The sequence below is a fragment of the Lacinutrix sp. genome (assembly GCF_029238095.1).
Taxonomy (GTDB): Bacteria; Bacteroidota; Bacteroidia; order Flavobacteriales; family Flavobacteriaceae; genus Lacinutrix.
Genome location: NZ_JAQWGS010000026.1, coordinates 272,815 through 291,576 on the forward strand (window position 1 = coordinate 272,815; position 18,762 = coordinate 291,576).

The following is an 18,762-nucleotide window of genomic DNA, read 5'->3' on the forward strand; positions in this document are numbered from 1 at the left end:
AGGCATTAGTTGAGCATTTTTTTGATTAAAACATTAAGCATTTTTTATACTTCTATTGAAAGTGATTTAATTTCGGTTAATTCATTTTCATAAATAACACCAAGGTTTACAGCTATTTGCAATTGTGTCTGCATTTCAAATAGTGATCCTCTAGAAATTTGTAAAAAGCGAGCATAGTCTTTAGTGTAATTTCGACCAAAACCTTCAGCTATATTTGAAGGAATGGAAACTGAACTCAGTTTAATGTGAGAGGTTAATCCAAATTTTTCATCACTAGGAAAATTTTTAATCAAGGCATTTACTAGAGTCACCATATTAACCGATTTATTCCAAACAATTAAATCTCTATAACTCTTCATAATACAAATTTAAGCTTTTTATCTTTTTCTATTTCACTTCTTGTTATTGCAATTTCTCCATGTGCTTATCCCTTATAACTTTAGCCTTATCCCTCTTACCTTCTACACTTACCCTTCCAACACTTCTCGCATAGCCTTTGCTTTCACTAAACATTCTTCATATTCCTTTAAAGGTTCGCTTTTAGCAGTAATTGCACCACCAACAGAATACGACACGTATTTGTTAGCTTCATTATATAAAATACTCCTAATCACTACATTAAAATCGAAATCTCCATTTGGCTTAATATAACCTACACTTCCAGAATATAAACCGCGTTTGGTTTCTTCTAGGTCTTCTATAATTTGCATTGCTGAAATTTTTGGTGCTCCAGTCATGCTTCCCATTGGAAAAGTAGTTTTTATAATATCTATAGGATTTGTGTCTACATCAACTTCTGAAACCACAGTTGAAATCATTTGATGCACTTGATCGAAACTATAAATCTTACATAATTCTTCGACTTTTACTGTTCCTTTTTTTGCTGTTAAAGATAAATCGTTTCTAACCAAATCAACAATCATAATATTTTCACTTCGTTCCTTTTCATCGCTTACCAAATCATTTTTTAAAATGGAATCCATAATAAGGTCTTTATCTCTTTTTGCTGTGCCTTTTATAGGCTGAGAAACTATTTTAGTTCCTGTTTTTTTTATGTAGCGTTCTGGTGAAGCAGACAATAAATATTTACTACCAACTTTTAAAAACGTTGCAAAAGGTGGTTTTGAAATAGCATTAAGCTTGTTGTAAGTTTCTAAAGGTTGAATAGTCGTGTTTTCAGCATAAAATTCTTGGCAAAAATTGGCTTCGTAAATATCGCCTCTATGTATGTGAGATAATATTGTTGTTACTTTATTAAAATACTCGTCTTTGTGTATTTTTAGTTTAATTTTTATTGAATTTTTAAATTTTTCTATTGATGGATTGTTAGATTTTTCAATGTCTAATAAATCTGCTTCCAACTCATCATTTACAGCATTTAAATATTGCGTTTCAAGTGTATTTCCTTTTATTAAAAATATTTTTTTGGGTTGAAAAAAAAACAAATCTGAAAAATCTAAACCATCATCATTAATAGATTCTAAGGCTTCGGTATCATTTTTTAAATCGTAGGTTAAGTAACCAAAAATCCAATCGTTTGTTGTAGTATAATACGTTTTTAATTTATCGAAAGCATTAGTATAATCAGTTTGTATGGCTGTAAACGCATCTACTGCTAAAATGGCATCATAACTGGAATAGTTTTGACTATAATTATTAGAGTCTAACCAAACCACATTATTAAATTGCTGAGCCCAAACAAGTAAATTTTGCTTGAATATTTCTATGTTTTTAATGTTGTGTTTTTGCTGAGTCCTCAATGTGATGTGATTGATTACAAAGTACCGAAATTTTAATCATATTAAAAACTACTTATTGTTTTTTGATACAAAACAAAAATGATTAGCGATTTCAATATTAACAAACTAACTTTGCAGCATGACATTTAGAGATTTAAACTTAAATACACCATTATATAATGCGCTTGACGATTTAGGCTTTACAACGCCTACTCCTATTCAAGCCGAAGCTTTTAGCGTTGTTGCCAGCGGAAAAGATATGGTTGGTATTGCACAAACTGGAACAGGTAAAACGTTTGCTTATATGCTACCTGTGCTTAAAAACTTACCATTTTCTAAACAAGAAAACCCAAGAGTTTTAGTTTTAGTTCCTACAAGAGAGCTTGTGGTTCAAGTTGTAGATGAAATTGAAAAATTAACAAAATACATAAATACTCGTGTTCTAGGTGTTTATGGTGGTACAAATATTAACACACAAAAAAAAGCCATTGCCGAAGGTATAGATATTCTAGTTGCAACTCCTGGTCGTTTGTATGATTTAGCTTTAAGCAGAGTTTTGCAATTAAAATCTATTCAAAAACTAATAATTGATGAAGTAGATGTCATGCTAGACTTAGGCTTTAGACATCAACTTATTAATATTTTCGATTTATTGCCAGAGCGTCGCCAAAACATTATGTTCTCTGCAACCATGACGCATCATGTAGATGAATTAATCACCGATTTCTTTAAGTCTCCAGAAAAAGTATCTATTGCTACCTCTGGAACTCCTTTAGAAAACATTAAGCAAGTACGTTATAAAGCGCCTAATTTTTATACAAAACTAAACTTACTAAAGCATTTGCTTCAAGATGAAGGAACTTATAATAAAGTCTTAATCTTTGTAGCTTACAAAAAAATGGCAGATCGTCTTTTTGAAGCTTTAGATGAAGAATATAACGAAGAACTTTGTGTTATTCACTCTAACAAAACACAAAACTATAGGTTACGCAGCATAGAACAATTTCGAGAAGGTATTAATAGAATTTTAGTGGCTACAGATGTTATGGCTCGTGGTTTAGATATCGATAATGTTTCTCATGTTATTAATTTTGACACACCAGAATTTCCAGAAAATTATATGCACAGAATTGGTAGAACTGGGCGTGCAGAACGCGAAGGAAATGCGATAGTAATAACAACAGAAAAAGATGAGCATGCAATAGAAGACATTGAAACTTTAATGCAAATGCAAGTTGAAGTTCTAGATTTACCTGCTGAAGTAGAAATTTCTAAAGAACTTATTGAAGAGGAAAGACCACAAATTAAAGAACACAATAATCCGCACAAACGTTTAAAAGACGAAGATGCTCCTGGTCCTGCTTTTCATGAAAAATCTGAAAAAAATTCTAAAGAAAACCAAGGAGGTTCTTACAAATTTAAAATTGCAGCAAAGTATAAAAAACCAAAAACTAGAGGAGACAAGAATTACCACAGAAAAAATAAGAATAAATAGTGTTATAATATTATCCTGTTTTTTAATTGCCTCAAGATACGTTTATCTTAAAATTGGCGTTTAATTTTAAATATTAAATTCATTAGCTTAAATTTAAGGATGCCATCATCGACTCACAATCAAATCAATAATTCAGATTTCTCCAAAGACGACTTTAATTACACGTCTATATTGATAGATAATAATTGGGTTCTAATAAATGATATTAAAACAAGAAAGACCATCTATCGTTTTCATAAAAACAATGTACTTTCTATTACTAAAAACAATATTATTTCTAAAGGAGAATGGCATTATGTAAATGCAGAATTCATTCGTATTACTAGCGACGATGAAATTAATATTATTAAAATAATGTTTAGAGAAAATCATCTCTTAACACTTGATATAGACAGAAAGTCTAAAAATTTAGCAGTGTTTGTTAATGAAAGTAAAAGTGATACACCATTAGACAGCCAAGATTCTATAAGGCGCTTTTTGCATTCTAGATATATAAATAAAGCTAAAGATATTATTTATACACACGAGTATTATTACATAGAAAAATCTAAAGAATATGGTCCTTTTACTTCAAAAGAATTAATTGATAAAGCTAATAATAACCTTATAAGTTCTCAATGTTTTATTCGAGAAACTAATGAAAGTAATTATAACAAAAGATTACGTATTGAAGATTTAATAAAGGCTATTTAAAAGCTGTCCATTTTTATAATAAAGAAATATCTCAATACTATTTAAAAGAGGTTATAACTGTTTAAAACGCTTACTATTTAAGAGTTGTTTTGCTTTATTTTTAACACCTTTTGTTATCCCATTTTTGGCTAAATTTTCAACTACTGCTTTAGTAATTGCTTGATGATCTAATAGCAAGTCTTGAAGAATTTTATGATTAGATTCTATAACTTTGATTACCACGTTAGATGTCAATCCTAAAAGCAATTCTTGTCTAATCGATTCGTTTACTTCATCTACAACACCTGGCTTTAATAGAATGCGAGAATCTTTATAAGGCTTTAAAGTTAGTAGTAATTGGTTTATTTTTTTAACTAACTCTAAACGGTTTTTTGTAGTAAATTCTAGTTCTGGTGTTTCCCACAAACCACTATATTCCATTGTATTAGTTTTTTTATTAAAATTAGGAAGCATACAAATAACTTGTAACTGGTAAGCACCATTTAAATTGGCTTCTGGTCGCCAAGAAACATCTATAGCTTTTAATCTGGTTGATGAATTTATTAATAATAATGAACTGCCTGTAAACTCGTGTATTGTTTCTGTAGTAGGATCTGTTTCTGTAAGTAAATTCCACTCTACAGTCCATCCTGATGGTATTTTTAAGGGTTGAAGATTCATCTTTATTATTGCTGCGATTACAAAGTTTATTATTTTTTATTTAGATGGTATTCTATATCATTTAAATGGTGGTTTAATGCATCTACCGAAATTTGAATTTCGCGTATTAAAAATCCTAAAGATAAAATTAACAACAATAACGCAAGACCAAATACCCAAACTGCTAAATTATGTTGTCCAACGTAAATTAAGAACATTGTTAACACACAAAGTAATAAACTGGTGATACCATATATTTGCATGGAACGTGTAAGGTATAATCGTTTTTTTAAATTATTAATTTGAAGTAGTAGTGCTTCATCTTTTTGCTGTAAAAATTTTTCTTTTAAATTTCTTACTACAGCTGCATAGGCTAAAAACCTATTAGTATAAGCTAACATAATTAAAGATATAGCTGAAAATAGTAGTGCTGGTGTGCTAAGCGTTAATTCATTCATGTTATTTTTATTAAAAAAAGCAAGCTTTATAGCTTGCTTTTTAATATTTAAAATCTTCTTTATTAATGATGTAGTAATTATTTACACATGCAAAGCACAATCTTCAGTAGCTGCTAATGCTGCTTCTTTTACTGCTTCTGCAAATGTAGGATGTGCATGAGACATACGCGAAATATCTTCGGCACTTGCTCTAAACTCCATAGCTACAACAGCTTCTGCAATTAAATCTGCACAGCGAGCCCCAATCATGTGTACTCCTAATACTTCATCTGTATTTTCATCTGCAAGAATTTTTACAAATCCGTCAATATCTCCACTTGCTCTGGCACGACCAAGAGCTCTAAATGGAAATTGCCCAACTTTGTATTTAGTGCCTGCTTCTTTTAATTCTTCTTCTGTTTTACCAACAGCAGCAACTTCTGGCCATGTGTAAACCACACCTGGAATTAAATTATAATCGATATGTGGTTTTTGTCCTGCTAAAGTTTCGGCAACAAATACGCCTTCTTCTTCTGCCTTATGTGCTAACATTGCACCTTTTACAACATCTCCTATTGCATAAATATTAGAAACATTGGTTTGCAAATGTTCGTTTGTTTCTACTTGTCCTCGATTTGTTAATTTAACACCTGCTGCTTCTAAGTTTAAACCTTCTGTATATGGACGACGTCCTACAGAAACAAGGCAATAATCGCCTTTAAATTCCACATCTTGTCCTTTTTTATCTTTTGCTTTTACAACAACTTCATCTCCATTACGTTCTACAGATTCTACCTTATGAGAGAGCATCATATTACATTTTGCTTTTTTAAACACTTTGTTTAACTCTTTAGATAAGCCTGCATCCATTGTAGGTATAATTCTGTCCATATACTCTACAACAGTAACCTCTGCACCTAAACGACGATACACTTGACCTAATTCTAAACCAATAACGCCTCCTCCAATAATAATTAAATGTTTTGGAATTTCTTTAAGCTTTAAAGCTTCGGTAGAAGTTATAACGCGTTCTTTATCTAATGTTATAAATGGTAAATTTGATGGCTTTGAGCCTGTGGCAATAATGCTATATTTTGCTTCAATCTCTGTGGTTTCTTCACCATCAATTTTTATGTGTGTAGCATCTTTAAAACTTCCAACACCTGTAAATACATCGATGTTGTTTTTCTTCATTAAATAATCTATTCCTCCTGTTGTTTGGTCTACAACTGCTTGCTTACGACCAATCATTTTTTCAAGATTAACTTTAATCTCTCCTGGAATTTCGATACCATGTTCTTGGAAGTGTTTTGTTGCTTCTTCGTAATGATGCGAGGAACTTAACAACGCTTTACTTGGAATACAACCAACGTTTAAACACGTTCCTCCTAATGTTGAATATTTTTCTATTATTGCTGTTTTCATACCTAGTTGTGCACAACGTATTGCTGCTACATATCCTCCAGGTCCTGAACCAATTATGGCCACATCGTATTTACTCATAAAATAATGTTTTTGTTATATTTTCCGTCTTCTCGGAAATGACAAATTTAATTACAATACAAAAATACAATTTTGAATGACTAATTACGAATGCATTGTATGAATTTTAACGCATATTTATTTAATAAAAAAAGCCTATTTAAGAAATAAGTTCTTTAAACAGGCTTTTAAAAAAATATTGATTATTAGCAAAAGCTAAGTTCAAAATAATAATAAAACTCTACAATACTCAATTTGAGTAATTTTAAAGTATGGTTTTATTCATTTTAAGCATACCAATTAATTCTCCAGTTGAAGATATATTTAATTTCTTTAAAATGTTTCTTCTATGCGTGTCTACAGTATGAGGATTAATATTTAGTTTACTAGAAATTGCTTTGCTAGAATAATTTAAAACCAATAACCTAATAATATCGCGCTCTCTATTACTAATTCCTGAATTTAATAATTTTTGAGAAAAATTATTATAATAAATAGTTTCGTACTCATTATTATTGTTTAACAGCATAGCTGTGGCTGTAATTGGCATTTTAATTTTATCTGAAAGCACTGTGTAGTGTGCTAAACCAATAATTGGCTTCATATCACTATCGAATGCTAGAGGTGTAGTATTTTGAATCACATTTACATAATCTCCTTTTGCATTTTTTAATCTATAATTCCAAGTATAATTTGCTGTTTCTCTTTGTGTTGCTGTAATTTCAGATAGTGTAAACTCCATTAAATGATTTAAAGCAGATAGCCATGCTTCTATATCATCTGGATGAATTAAACTCCAGAAATATTTCATTCCTTTTTTTTAAGTTCTATTGGATTTATACCCAAACAAGTTTTAAAATTTTTACTTATGTATTCGAACATTAATTCTTGAGTATTAGTGATGCAAAAAAATGTAGAACTATAAGGCAAAAAACTATCAAGCTCTATTATTTTTTTAATGTGGTTTTCTAAAGAAGGATTACTGTAAGATTCGAAAATAGATTTGTAAATCTCTTTAATTTTTTGATGCTTCATGTAAACAAATTATATAAACCATTAAATTACCATTTTTTACAAATACAAACTAAGTTAAACATTAAAATTTAGAATTTAACTAGGAAAACCGAGCATATCTCCCATTCCAACAGTAAAGAGCCAGCAACCATATATAGCGTGCTCTATGGTTACTAATAGTGTAGATTTTGTTTTTTTATATGTAAATGCGAAGAGTAAACCTCCTAAAAAAGTAAGTATTATGACCAAAGCATTTCTAAAAAACAAATGTGCTAAGGAAAAAACTACAGCATTAATAAAAAGGAATACTTTTTTATTTTGAAATAAAGCATCATAACGACTAAAATAAAAGGTTCTAAATATTAGCTCTTGAGGATAAACAGAAAAAATAGAATAGATAAATAATAAAACAACCCATTTTAAAGGTTTATTAATTAGCACTTTAAAGAGGTTTGCTTTATCGAAGAAAAACACAAAATCCACAGTAATAATTACTATGACTAATAACTTTAGCATGGTGTTTTTAAAAAAAATATTCCAATTTATATGTTTTGCCAATTTTAACCTCTTGTTTTCAATTTTTAATAGTAAATATATAATGTAAAGGAACCCAATTATTGAAACTGTGAGCTTTATCCAAATTGAAAAATCTAAAACAAAACTAACTGGTACAAGAATAAATATGATAAAAAATTCTGATAATTTATAAGCAGTAGAATGCATCATAACCATTAATTTTTTATACAGAAATAGATGTTGTGTGTTTTACCTCATTAATCATAAAAGTACTGTGTGTACTACCAATATGACTAATACTAGTTAGTTTACTTACCATAAACTCCCTAAAAGCTTCCATATCTTTTACTAAAACTTTTAGTAAATAATCAAAATCTCCACTTATATGATAACATTCTAAAACTTCTGGCAATTTTGCGACTTCTTTTTCAAATTTTATAACATAGTCGTGCGTGTGTTTTTCTAATTTAATATGACAAAAAGCAACAAACGCTTTGTTGATTTTTTCCTTATTTACTAGCGCAACATATTTATTGATAACACCATTATTTTCAAGCTTTTTAATACGCTCATAAACAGCTGTTACAGACAAATTTAACTGATTTGACAACTCTTTATTTGTTTGCTTACTGTCTTTTTGAAGTAAGTGAATTAATTTAGTATCTAAAATATCGAAACTCATTTTGGAAAAATTTTCAGTTAAAGTTATAAATTTAACAAAACATATTTAAAATAATCTAATAATAATTATTAATCTAGTTTTATTAACTAATTATTAAGTGTTCTATTGATTTATATTCTAAATAATCTCAATTTTACATGATATAACTATAAACAATAAATTTTTTTCTAAAACTTATGGCATTTAAACCAGCAAATAATATTCAAGACTTACAATATTTTGGTGAGTTTGGAGGTGTTAATCCTTCAATTTCAGATTCTTCAACTTATACTTTTTTATCGGCAAAAACCATGTTCGATACTTTTGAAGGAAATGCAGATGGTTGTTATTTATACTCTCGTCACTCTACTCCTTCTAATTTATATTTAGGAGAGGCACTTGCTGCTATGGAAGGCACAGAAACTGCTAATGTTACTGCTTCTGGTATGGGAGCAATTACTCCAGTAATTATGCAGCTTTGTCGAGCTGGAGATCATGTTGTTTCTAGCAGAACCATTTATGGTGGAACTTATGCTTTCTTAAAAAACTTTACTCCTAGATTTAATGTTTCAACTTCATTTGTAGATATTACAAAATTAGATGTAGTTGAAGCTGCAATCACTCCCAACACAAAAATACTGTACTGCGAATCTGTAAGTAATCCTTTATTAGAAGTTGCAGATATTAAAGGTTTATCTAAACTAGCTAAAAAACACAATCTTAAATTAGTTGTAGATAATACGTTTTCACCTTTATCTATTTCTCCAGCAGAATTAGGTGCAGATATTGTAATACATAGTTTAACAAAATTTATTAATGGTTCTAGTGATACTGTTGGTGGTGTTATTTGTGGTTCTCAAGAATTTATTAATGATTTAAGAAACGTAAACGATGGTGCTTGTATGCTATTAGGTTCTACTATGGATAGCTTAAGAGCTGCTTCGGTTTTAAAAAACTTAAGAACTTTACATATTAGAATGCAACAACATAGTTTAAATGCTAGCTATTTAGCTAATAAATTTGAAGGTCTTGGACTAAAAACTGTTTATCCTGGTTTAGCTTCGCATCCTTCTCATGACTTATTTAAAAGTATGATGAATGATAAATATGGTTTTGGTGGCATGCTTACCATAGATGTTGGATCATTAGAAAAAGCAAACGCTTTAATGGAATTGATGCAAGAAAAAAACTTAGGTTACTTAGCTGTAAGTTTAGGTTTTTATAAAACGTTGTTCTCTGCACCAGGAAGCTCTACATCTTCTGAAATTCCTGAAGACGAACAAGCTGAAATGGGTTTGAGTGATGGGTTAATTCGTTTTTCTATTGGATTAGATGCAGATATTGAGCGTACTTTTAATATGATGAAAGACTGTATGAAAACATTAAGCATTCTTTAATTTAGAATTAAAATAATAAAATTAAAAAGCCTTTTGATTAATTTCAAAGGGCTTTTATATTCCTTTTAAACGTTGAAACATATTAGACATAGTCTCACCAAAATCATCAACTTTAGGAGCAAACGGTTTCATGTTTAATCTATTATTTTCCTTAAAAAGCATCAGGCTAAAAACAGATTCATATCCTTTTTTAGTTTTTACCAATGGGTACCTCAAATCATTGTATAAATATTCAGAATCAGTAGTTTTTTCAACACTATAATAATTGTTACTAAACCAAGCTAAGTCTTTTAAATCTTTATAGTCTAAAATTGAAATATCTTTGGTTTTTGGTAGTGTTTGCCATTCAGAAAAACGGCTACTTTCATCTAACAAAGAGTAGTAAGCAACCTTGTAAGATGTTTCGGTTTCTGCAATAGCATACCATAGAATATTATTTAATATTGAAGGTTGAGCACTGTATCTTAAATACTTAATGTTTTCTTCAGCTAAAGACGCTTTAAAAACACTATCTATATAAAGTTTATTTCCTATTGTAAATAGCATGTATATTGAACTTATTCCTATTCCAAATCTGAGCCATTGTACTCTTTTCATAGATTGTCTATTGTAAAACATTAAAACAATCATACAAATTAAAAAAGGTAATGTATAAGCTGGATCAGCAACAGCAATATTATTAAAAGCTACTCGATAATTAGAAAATGGTGCAAATAATTGTGTGCCATATGGTGTAAAACAATCTAATATTGGATGCGTGAAAAGTGCCCAAAAGAATAACAGAATCCAATTGTTTAATGTTGTTGTATCTTTTCTTTTTCCAGAATTATACAATATATACACCAACCAACCAAAAAGAAAAGCTCCAATAACCGAAAACAAAATAGAATGCATAAAGCCACGATGAAAGAGCATATTATCTATTTCATTATTATAAAATAGTCTTCCAATAAATACATCTAAATCTGGAATTGTGCCAGCAATAGCACCAAAAAGCAAGGCTTTATTTCCTATCTTTCTTCCTAAAACTGCTTCTCCACAAGCTGCTCCTAAAACTATTTGCGTTAATGAATCCATAATTATTGCAAACATACATCAAGGAATTCAATTTGCATACTTTATTCTAAAATCGTAACATTACATATCTAAAAAAACTAACTAATATGCAAGACGATAATCTTTCGGAAATAGATATTAAAGATCAAAAAATAATAGATAATAAAGAATTAAACATCTTTGAAGCACTTGTTCCTGTTGTAATTTTAATGGGACTATTGGCTTATAATATCTTTTTTGTTGAAGATCAAGAATGGTTTGGTGGTTATACTAATCAAATTATTTTATTAATAGGTGGATTTGTTGCAATGGTTGGTGGCTTCTTAAATAAAGTTCCTTTTATCGTCATGATTCAAGAAATTTGGGAAAACCTTAAAAGTGTTTTTGTGCCATTAATGATTTTATTTTTAGTTGGTGCATTAGCAGGAACATGGCTAGTTAGTGGTGTAATTCCCGCAATGGTACATTATGGATTACAAGTTTTAAGTCCAGCTATATTTTTACCAGCTTCTGTTATTATTGCTGCAATTATTTCTATTGCAACAGGAAGTTCATGGACAACCTCTGCAACAGTTGGTATTGCTTTAATTGGTATTGGTAGCGCACTTGGTATTCCAACTGGAATGATTGCAGGAGCTGTAATTTCAGGCGCATATTTTGGAGATAAAATGTCACCCTTAAGCGATACTACTAACCTTGCGCCTGCTATGGCTGGAACAGATTTGTTTACACACATTCGCTACATGACCATTACTACTGTACCTACAATAATAATTACTTTAATTGTTTTTTCTATTTTAAGCACAACTATTGACACATCAGGTAGTTCAGATACAGCATTTATATTAGAAACAATAGATACCTATTTTAATATAACTCCTCTTCTTTTCTTAGTTCCTGTTGGAGTAATTGTATTAATCCTATTTAAAACAAAACCTTTAATAGCTTTAGCTTCAGGTGTTATATTAGCAATAATATTTGCTTTTATTTTTCAACCAAAGCTTATTAGTTCTATAACAGATTCTTCTTCAAAAACTATAATAAATTCTATACTTACAGATACAAGTGTTGAAATTGATGATACAACTTATAAAGCAGCTTTATCTGAACAAGATTTAGAAAAAATTAATAAAGATGAAAAGCTCCAAAATATTTTTACAGGCGATGATTTAAAAGGAGTATATACTGTTGAAAATTTAAAAACTTTCTTTTCATCAGAATATAAAGATCAAACTGTAATTAAAAATAAAGCTGAAAATTTAGATAAACTAATAACTATTAAAAGATTGAAAAAGCTTTTTAGTTCAGGAGGAATGAATGGAATGCTTTGGACTATTTACCTAATCTGTTGTGCAATGGTTTTTGGTGGCATTATGGATGCCATAGGTGCTTTAGCAAGAATAACAAAAGCATTACTATCTGTCGCAACTACAGTATTTGGTTTATTTGCAAGTACAGTAATTAGTTGTTTAGGTTTAAACGCAATTGCTAGTGATCAATATTTAGCATTAGTAATACCTGGAAAGATGTTTAAAAAAGCTTATGAAGATAAAGGATTAGCGCCAGAAAACTTAAGTAGAACTTTAGAAGATTCAGGTACTGTAACTTCTGTACTTATTCCTTGGAATACTTGTGGAGCATACCAATCTGGAGTATTAGGTGTAGGTGTAGGTGAGTATTTTGTGTATGCCATTTTTAATTGGTTAAGTCCATTTACAACTTTATTCTTTGCAGCTCTTAATCTTAAAATAAGACAAATAGCAAAAAAATAAAAAATAGTATTATATAAAAAAGCCAACACAATTGTGTTGGCTTTTTTTGCTATTAATCAATATAATGTATCCTGTACATTATTTACTTTAAATCAAAACGATCTAGATTCATCACTTTTGCCCAAGCTGCTACAAAATCATTTACAAAACGTTCTTGTCCACCATTTGCTCCATATACTTCGCAAACTGCTCTTAACTCTGTATTTGAACCAAATATTAAATCTGCACGTGTTCCAGAAAATTTCATAGCATTTGTTTTTCTATCACGTCCAATAAACTCTTTATCTTCAGCTGTAGCTGCTTTCCATGTTAATGAAAAATCAAGAACATTAGTAAAGAAATCATTAGTTAAACTACCAACATTATCTGTAAATACACCATTTTTTGAACCATCATAATTAGCACCTAAAACTCTTAAACCACCAACTAAAACAGTCATTTCTGGAATAGATAAATTTAACAGGTTTGCTTTATCAATCAATAAATCTTCACCAGCTACATTTAATTTAGCATTCATATAATTTCTAAAACCATCTGCTAAAGGTTCTAAATACCCAAAAGACTCTAAATCTGTTTGTTCTTGAGAAGCATCACCTCTACCTTGAGAAAAAGGAACAGTAATAGAATGTCCAGCTTTTTTTGCTGCTTGTTCTACACCTACATTTCCAGCAAGCACTATTAAATCTGCCATTGATACCTTAGAAAAGCTTTGTTGAATACCTTCGTATACCTCAAGTACTTTATTTAATGCTTCTGGATTATTAACTTCCCAACTGCGTTGAGGCTCAAGTCGTAAACGACCTCCATTAGCTCCTCCTCTTTTATCTGAATCTCTGTAAGTTGAAGCAGCAGCCCAAGCTGTTGATACCATTTGTGAAATAGATAATCCAGAATCTAAAATCTTATTTTTAAGTGTATCAATATCATCTTCAGTTAATTTATAATCTACTGTTGGTATTGGATCTTGCCAAATTAATTCTTCTTGTGGTACTTCTGGACCTAAATAACGAGATACTGGTCCCATATCTCTATGCGTTAATTTATACCATGCACGTGCAAAAGCATCTTCAAAAGCCTTGTGGTCTTTATGAAAACGCTTAGAGATTTCTAAATACGTAGGATCCATTTTTAAAGCCATATCTGCTGTAGACATCATTAGGGCTTGTGTTTTATTAGCATCTCCAGCTTTTGGCGCTCTTTTTGCGTTAGAAGCTGCGGTTGGTGTCCATTGGTAAGCACCTGCTGGACTTTTTGTTAATTCCCAATCGTAGTTTAAAAGCACATCAAAATACTCGTTATCCCAACGTGTTGGATTTGGTGTCCATGCACCTTCTAATCCACTTGTAATAGTATCGTCCAAAACACCTGTTTTGAAAGAATTTTTCCAACCTGTACTCATTTCTTCAATTCTGGCACCATGAGGTTCTGTACCAACATATTCCTCTGGATTTGCAGCACCATGCGCTTTACCAAATGTATGACCTCCTGCAACTAGAGCAACGGTTTCTTCATCATTCATTGCCATACGTCCAAAAGTAATCTTTATATCGTGTGCAGATTTTAATGGATCTGGTTCTCCGTTTGGGCCTTCGGGATTTACATAAATTAATCCCATATGTACAGCACCTAAATGACCTTCTAAATCTCCATCACTTGTATCGTAACGGTTATCGTTGTCTAACCAACCTGTTTCACTTCCCCAATAAATATCTTGTTCTGGTTCCCAAACATCTGCTCGTCCTCCTGCAAATCCAAATGTTGGAAAACCCATAGATTCTAGAGCACAATTTCCTGCAAGAATCATTAAATCTGCCCAAGAAATTTTATTTCCATATTTCTTTTTTACTGGCCATAATAATAATCTAGCTTTATCTAAATTACCATTATCTGGCCAACTATTTAATGGTGCAAAACGATGCGAACCCGAAGCTGCGCCTCCTCTTCCATCTCCTACTCTATAAGTACCAGCACTATGCCATGCCATTCTAATCATAAATGGTCCATAATGCCCATAATCTGCTGGCCACCAATCTTGAGAATCTGTCATTAAATGTATAACATCCTTTTTTAACTCTTGAAAATCAACACTATTAAAAGCTTCAGCATAATCAAAATCGTCTCCCATTGGGTTAGATTTTGATGCATTTTGGCGTAAGATATTTAACTTCAACTCATTAGGCCACCAATCTCGATTACTTGTTCCACGGCCTGCAGTTTGTTTTTGATCGCCACTTAAAAAAGGGCATTTACTTGTGTCTCCATTATTGTTGTGTTCCATAAATGTGTGTTTTTGTATTCTTATTATTTGTAAATTTAAACAATTATATATTTAACTCCACATAAATATAAATTGAATAAGATTATCTAACTATAGTTATAAACTATATAATTAATTTATTAAATAGTAATTAGTTATTGGTTTTAATAAAAATATTAGATTCTTAGGTATAAATTTTAAGTAGAATGTTTATTTTTAACATTCACTAAATAAAAACAAAAAAATGGCAAAAATAACATTAGGAGGAACTCCAGTTGAAACAACGGGAAACTTACCAAAAGTAGGAGTAAAAGCTCCAGATTTCATATTAACAGTTAGTGATTTATCTACCCAGAAATTAGCAGATTTCGAAGGCACCAAAGTAGTACTAAATATTTTTCCAAGTGTAGATACTGGCACTTGTGCAACTTCTGTTAGATCTTTTAACAAAGAAGCAGCAGAAATGGAAAACACCAGAGTTTTATGCATTTCAAGAGATTTACCATTTGCTCAAGCTCGATTTTGTGGTGCAGAAGGTATTGATAATGTAATGATGTTGTCCGATTTTAAAACTGGCCAATTTGGTAAAGACTATGGACTAGAGTTTGCTAATGGTCCATTTGAAGGTTTACACTCACGTTGTGTAATTGTTTTAGATGAAAATGGGATTGTAAAATACACTGAGCAAGTTCAAGAAGTTGCAGACGAACCCAATTATAAAGCCTCTTTATATGCGCTTTTAGATGAGTAAAAAAAAAGATTCCTTTTTAATAAACAGAATTAAAAGTATAGGCTTTGCGTTTAAAGGTGCTTACCTATTAATAACCACAGAAGCTAGTTTAAAAGTACAATTGTTTATTGGAGTTTTAATGACTGTTGCTGGATTTTATGTTGGGCTTTCGCCAACAGAATGGTGCATACAAATTTTAGTTATAGCATTAATTATGGCAATAGAAGGTGTTAACACTGCTATTGAAGAAATAGCAGACTTTATTCATCCGGAACATCATCCAAAAATTGGCTTGATAAAAGATCTAGCCGCAGGAGCCGTTTTTATAGTTGCTGTGGCTGCTTTTATTATAGGTTGTATTATTTATATTCCTAAATTTTTTTAATCGCATTTAAATACAATTACTAATTAGGAATAACGTTAGTTATTTGTATTTTTACGTCACATAAACATAAAATGTCCAAAGCAAAAGCAAAATCTAAAACCACCAAAAAAAAGCTGTCTTTTAAAAGACCAAGTTTTAAATTAACCAGTCAGCAAAAGCTTATTTTTGGTAGTCTTTTAATGCTTTTAGGAATTCTAATTTTTATTTCATTTTTATCTTTTCTTTTTACAGGAAAAGCAGACCAAAGTGTTATTAATGAGTTCCCTTCAAGAATAGTAGAAACGCAAAATTGGGCTAGCCAAACAGGTGCTTGGCTGAGTGATTTTTTCATACAACGTGGTTTTGGTATTTCTTCTTTTATTTTTTCTGGACTGCTTATTATTTCTGGAATTTATATTCTTTTAGATTTAAAAAAAGAAAAGCTTTTTAAACATTGGTTTTGGGGAACACTTATAGTAATATGGACTTCTATATTACTTGGATTTATTTTTTCAAAAATTGGAGTTTTATCTGGCACTATAGGATTTGAGTTAAATATTTTTCTAGAACATCATATTGGTAAAATTGGTATAGTACTATTACTCGTTTTTGTCTTAATTACCTATCTAGCCATAAGATTTGGTTTTTCACCAGAACGTATTGGTGCTCTTTTTAGAAGTGCAAAAAAAGATATAAAATCAGAATTTACGGAAGCCTCAGACAAAACAATAATTCCTATTGATAATGCATTAACAGAAGAGGCTGAAGCAATTAAAACAGCATTTGAAATTAATGTTGAAACTACAGAGCCTACAATTAGTAATCATTCTAAAATTGAAGAGCCAAAACTTAAGAAACATCAACAGCCAACGACCACTTTTGAAGTAGAAATCCCAAAAGACGAAAAAGAAGAAATAGCAATGGAAGTTGAGGAATTTGCCGAAGAAAAATCTGAAACTGATAACCTTTCAGATAAATTAGTAGCCGATTTTGGTCAATTTGACCCAACTTTAGAACTTAGCAATTTTCAGTTTCCAAGCTTAGATTTACTAAAGAAATACGATGTTGAAGGTATAAAAATTGACCAAGAAGAACTTGAAGAAAATAAAAATAAAATTGTTGAAACGTTAAACAATTATAAAATTGGTATTCAGAGCATTAAAGCTACCATTGGCCCAACAGTAACGCTTTACGAAATTGTTCCAGATGCAGGCATTAGAATTTCAAAAATTAAAAATCTTGAAGACGATATTGCACTATCTCTAGCTGCATTAGGTATTAGAATTATTGCTCCTATTCCAGGAAAAGGAACTATAGGTATAGAAGTACCAAATAAAAATGCAACCATTGTTTCTATGCGATCTGTAATAGCATCACAAAAATTTCAGAATACAGATATGCATTTACCAATAGCTATTGGTAAAACAATTAGTAACGAAACGCTGGTAATAGATTTAGCAAAAATGCCACACTTGTTAATGGCTGGTGCTACAGGACAAGGGAAATCGGTTGGATTAAATGCTGTATTAACTTCGTTATTATACAAAAAACATCCTGCTGAAGTTAAATTTGTTTTAGTAGATCCTAAAAAAGTAGAACTTACTTTATTTAATAAAATCGAAAGACATTATTTAGCAAAATTACCAGATGAAGCAGAGGCTATTATTACTGATAATACTAAAGTAATTAATACGCTTAACTCACTTTGTATAGAAATGGACAACCGTTACGAAATGCTTAAAAACGCACTCTGTCGTAATATTGTAGAATACAACGCTAAATTTAAAGCGCGAAAATTAAATCCTAACGATGGTCATGCTTACTTACCTTACATAGTTTTAGTGGTCGATGAGTTTGCTGATTTAATTATGACCGCAGGAAAAGAAGTAGAAACTCCTGTAGCACGTCTAGCACAATTAGCACGTGCCATTGGAATTCACTTAATTATTGCAACGCAAAGACCATCGGTTAATGTAATTACTGGTATTATTAAAGCCAATTTCCCAGCACGTATAGCCTTTAGAGTTTCTAGTAAAATAGATTCTCGTACTATTTTAGATGCTGGTGGAGCAGACCAACTTATTGGTCGTGGAGATATGCTCTATACGCAAGGCAACGACATGATTAGAGTTCAATGCGCTTTTGTAGATACACCAGAAGTAGAACGAATAGTCGATTTTATTGGTGCTCAAAAAGCATATCCTAATGCTTATTTACTTCCAGAATATGTTGGTGGCGACGATGGCACGAGTCTTGATATAGATATAGAAGATAGAGATAAACTATTTAGAGAAGCTGCTGAAATTATTGTTACAGCACAACAAGGTTCGGCCTCATTATTGCAACGTAAACTAAAATTAGGATACAATCGTGCAGGTCGAATTATAGATCAACTTGAAGCTGCTGGTATTGTTGGTGGTTTTGAAGGTAGTAAAGCGAGACAAGTTTTAGTAACAGATCTAATCGCTCTCGATCAATTATTAGAAAATGAAGGTCAATAAAAAGTATTC

18 protein-coding genes are annotated in these 18,762 nt (G+C 30.8%); 7 read left to right on the plus strand and 11 right to left on the minus strand.

Translation table 11 applies throughout. The annotated features are described in order from the left end of the window. Window positions 1-44 precede the first annotated feature (44 nt). Together P8H50_RS09290 and P8H50_RS09295 are read right to left on the minus strand one after the other, a co-directional pair. Window positions 45-359: a four helix bundle protein gene (locus P8H50_RS09290; protein ID WP_300208161.1), complete on the minus strand. Its 315-nt coding sequence runs from the start codon at window positions 357-359 to the stop codon at window positions 45-47. Between the two features lie 108 nt (window positions 360-467). Then, window positions 468-1,760 (minus strand): anthranilate synthase component I family protein, encoded by a 1,293-nt coding sequence (locus tag P8H50_RS09295; RefSeq protein WP_300208163.1) that lies wholly within the window; start codon window positions 1,758-1,760, stop codon window positions 468-470. A gap of 118 nt (window positions 1,761-1,878) precedes the next feature. Here P8H50_RS09295 and P8H50_RS09300 point away from each other — a divergent pair, with 118 nt between their 5' ends. Together P8H50_RS09300 and P8H50_RS09305 are read left to right on the plus strand one after the other, a co-directional pair. After that, the gene (locus P8H50_RS09300) at window positions 1,879-3,234 is read left to right on the plus strand and encodes a DEAD/DEAH box helicase (protein ID WP_300208166.1); all 1,356 of its coding nucleotides are present in this window, start codon (window positions 1,879-1,881) and stop codon (window positions 3,232-3,234) included. 99 nt (window positions 3,235-3,333) lie between these two features. After that, window positions 3,334-3,927 (plus strand): hypothetical protein, encoded by a 594-nt coding sequence (locus P8H50_RS09305; protein WP_300208168.1) that lies wholly within the window; start codon window positions 3,334-3,336, stop codon window positions 3,925-3,927. 51 nt (window positions 3,928-3,978) lie between these two features. On the opposite strand, the gene P8H50_RS09310 is transcribed toward P8H50_RS09305, so the two are convergent. From P8H50_RS09310 to P8H50_RS09340, 7 genes are all read right to left on the minus strand, one after another. Then, entirely contained in the window at window positions 3,979-4,587 is a 609-nt protein-coding gene (locus P8H50_RS09310; protein WP_300208170.1) for a hypothetical protein, read from the minus strand. Between the two features lie 29 nt (window positions 4,588-4,616). Continuing rightward, entirely contained in the window at window positions 4,617-5,024 is a 408-nt protein-coding gene (locus P8H50_RS09315; protein ID WP_300208172.1) for a DUF2721 domain-containing protein, read from the minus strand. An 81-nt stretch (window positions 5,025-5,105) separates the two neighbouring features. Next, on the minus strand, window positions 5,106-6,506 hold the full coding sequence (lpdA, locus tag P8H50_RS09320) for a dihydrolipoyl dehydrogenase (RefSeq protein WP_300208175.1): 1,401 nt from the start codon (window positions 6,504-6,506) through the stop codon (window positions 5,106-5,108). 244 nt (window positions 6,507-6,750) lie between these two features. Next, window positions 6,751-7,296, minus strand: coding sequence for a LuxR C-terminal-related transcriptional regulator (locus P8H50_RS09325; protein ID WP_300208179.1), 546 nt, complete (start codon window positions 7,294-7,296; stop codon window positions 6,751-6,753). Further along, on the minus strand, window positions 7,293-7,520 hold the full coding sequence (locus P8H50_RS09330; protein ID WP_300208182.1) for a hypothetical protein: 228 nt from the start codon (window positions 7,518-7,520) through the stop codon (window positions 7,293-7,295). The genes P8H50_RS09325 and P8H50_RS09330 overlap by 4 nt, the downstream gene beginning before the upstream one ends. 75 nt (window positions 7,521-7,595) lie before the next feature. Beyond that, window positions 7,596-8,057 carry a CPBP family intramembrane glutamic endopeptidase gene (locus P8H50_RS09335; protein ID WP_300208183.1) on the minus strand — a complete coding sequence of 154 codons (462 nt, stop codon included), beginning with the start codon at window positions 8,055-8,057 and terminating at the stop codon, window positions 7,596-7,598. 181 nt (window positions 8,058-8,238) lie between these two features. Next, window positions 8,239-8,697 (minus strand): Lrp/AsnC family transcriptional regulator, encoded by a 459-nt coding sequence (locus tag P8H50_RS09340; RefSeq protein WP_300208186.1) that lies wholly within the window; start codon window positions 8,695-8,697, stop codon window positions 8,239-8,241. A gap of 176 nt (window positions 8,698-8,873) precedes the next feature. Between P8H50_RS09340 and P8H50_RS09345 the strand changes: the two genes are divergently transcribed. Further along, the gene (locus P8H50_RS09345) at window positions 8,874-10,073 is read left to right on the plus strand and encodes an aminotransferase class I/II-fold pyridoxal phosphate-dependent enzyme (RefSeq protein WP_300208188.1); all 1,200 of its coding nucleotides are present in this window, start codon (window positions 8,874-8,876) and stop codon (window positions 10,071-10,073) included. 54 nt (window positions 10,074-10,127) lie between these two features. Here the strand turns inward: P8H50_RS09345 and P8H50_RS09350 are convergent, their stop codons facing one another. After that, window positions 10,128-11,150 carry a metal-dependent hydrolase gene (locus P8H50_RS09350; protein WP_300208190.1) on the minus strand — a complete coding sequence of 341 codons (1,023 nt, stop codon included), beginning with the start codon at window positions 11,148-11,150 and terminating at the stop codon, window positions 10,128-10,130. 86 nt (window positions 11,151-11,236) lie between these two features. Here P8H50_RS09350 and P8H50_RS09355 point away from each other — a divergent pair, with 86 nt between their 5' ends. Then, on the plus strand, window positions 11,237-12,901 hold the full coding sequence (locus P8H50_RS09355) for a Na+/H+ antiporter NhaC family protein (protein ID WP_300208193.1): 1,665 nt from the start codon (window positions 11,237-11,239) through the stop codon (window positions 12,899-12,901). Window positions 12,902-12,983: 82 nt separating this feature from the next. Here P8H50_RS09355 and katG read toward each other — a convergent pair whose 3' ends face one another. After that, window positions 12,984-15,179, minus strand: a complete 2,196-nt coding sequence (gene katG / locus P8H50_RS09360; protein WP_300208196.1) for a catalase/peroxidase HPI — start codon at window positions 15,177-15,179, stop codon at window positions 12,984-12,986. A 223-nt stretch (window positions 15,180-15,402) separates the two neighbouring features. On the opposite strand from katG, the gene tpx reads away from it, so the two are divergent. From tpx to P8H50_RS09375, 3 genes are all read left to right on the plus strand, one after another. Then, window positions 15,403-15,909, plus strand: a complete 507-nt coding sequence (gene tpx, locus P8H50_RS09365) for a thiol peroxidase (protein WP_300208199.1) — start codon at window positions 15,403-15,405, stop codon at window positions 15,907-15,909. Continuing rightward, complete coding sequence (locus P8H50_RS09370; protein WP_300208202.1) at window positions 15,902-16,273, plus strand: diacylglycerol kinase family protein; 372 nt, start codon at window positions 15,902-15,904, stop codon at window positions 16,271-16,273. Before tpx ends, P8H50_RS09370 begins: the two co-directional genes overlap by 8 nt. A 71-nt stretch (window positions 16,274-16,344) precedes the next feature. Further along, the gene (locus P8H50_RS09375; protein WP_300208205.1) at window positions 16,345-18,753 is read left to right on the plus strand and encodes a DNA translocase FtsK; all 2,409 of its coding nucleotides are present in this window, start codon (window positions 16,345-16,347) and stop codon (window positions 18,751-18,753) included. The last annotated feature ends 9 nt before the right edge of the window (window positions 18,754-18,762 follow it).

What these genes read in the sequence shown, in the direction of transcription:
- P8H50_RS09330 (WP_300208182.1), bottom strand. Translation starts at nt 7,520, where the DNA reads ATGAAGCATCAAAAAATTAAAGAGATTTACAAATCTATTTTCGAATCT.
- P8H50_RS09315 (WP_300208172.1), bottom strand. Translation starts at nt 5,024, where the DNA reads ATGAATGAATTAACGCTTAGCACACCAGCACTACTATTTTCAGCTATA.
- P8H50_RS09325 (WP_300208179.1), bottom strand. Translation starts at nt 7,296, where the DNA reads ATGAAATATTTCTGGAGTTTAATTCATCCAGATGATATAGAAGCATGG.
- P8H50_RS09340 (WP_300208186.1), bottom strand. Translation starts at nt 8,697, where the DNA reads ATGAGTTTCGATATTTTAGATACTAAATTAATTCACTTACTTCAAAAA.
- P8H50_RS09345 (WP_300208188.1), top strand. Translation starts at nt 8,874, where the DNA reads ATGGCATTTAAACCAGCAAATAATATTCAAGACTTACAATATTTTGGT.
- P8H50_RS09310 (WP_300208170.1), bottom strand. Translation starts at nt 4,587, where the DNA reads ATGAATCTTCAACCCTTAAAAATACCATCAGGATGGACTGTAGAGTGG.
- P8H50_RS09300 (WP_300208166.1), top strand. Translation starts at nt 1,879, where the DNA reads ATGACATTTAGAGATTTAAACTTAAATACACCATTATATAATGCGCTT.
- katG (WP_300208196.1), bottom strand. Translation starts at nt 15,179, where the DNA reads ATGGAACACAACAATAATGGAGACACAAGTAAATGCCCTTTTTTAAGT.
- P8H50_RS09370 (WP_300208202.1), top strand. Translation starts at nt 15,902, where the DNA reads ATGAGTAAAAAAAAAGATTCCTTTTTAATAAACAGAATTAAAAGTATA.
- P8H50_RS09355 (WP_300208193.1), top strand. Translation starts at nt 11,237, where the DNA reads ATGCAAGACGATAATCTTTCGGAAATAGATATTAAAGATCAAAAAATA.
- P8H50_RS09375 (WP_300208205.1), top strand. Translation starts at nt 16,345, where the DNA reads ATGTCCAAAGCAAAAGCAAAATCTAAAACCACCAAAAAAAAGCTGTCT.
- P8H50_RS09350 (WP_300208190.1), bottom strand. Translation starts at nt 11,150, where the DNA reads ATGGATTCATTAACGCAAATAGTTTTAGGAGCAGCTTGTGGAGAAGCA.
- P8H50_RS09305 (WP_300208168.1), top strand. Translation starts at nt 3,334, where the DNA reads ATGCCATCATCGACTCACAATCAAATCAATAATTCAGATTTCTCCAAA.
- tpx (WP_300208199.1), top strand. Translation starts at nt 15,403, where the DNA reads ATGGCAAAAATAACATTAGGAGGAACTCCAGTTGAAACAACGGGAAAC.
- P8H50_RS09290 (WP_300208161.1), bottom strand. Translation starts at nt 359, where the DNA reads ATGAAGAGTTATAGAGATTTAATTGTTTGGAATAAATCGGTTAATATG.
- lpdA (WP_300208175.1), bottom strand. Translation starts at nt 6,506, where the DNA reads ATGAGTAAATACGATGTGGCCATAATTGGTTCAGGACCTGGAGGATAT.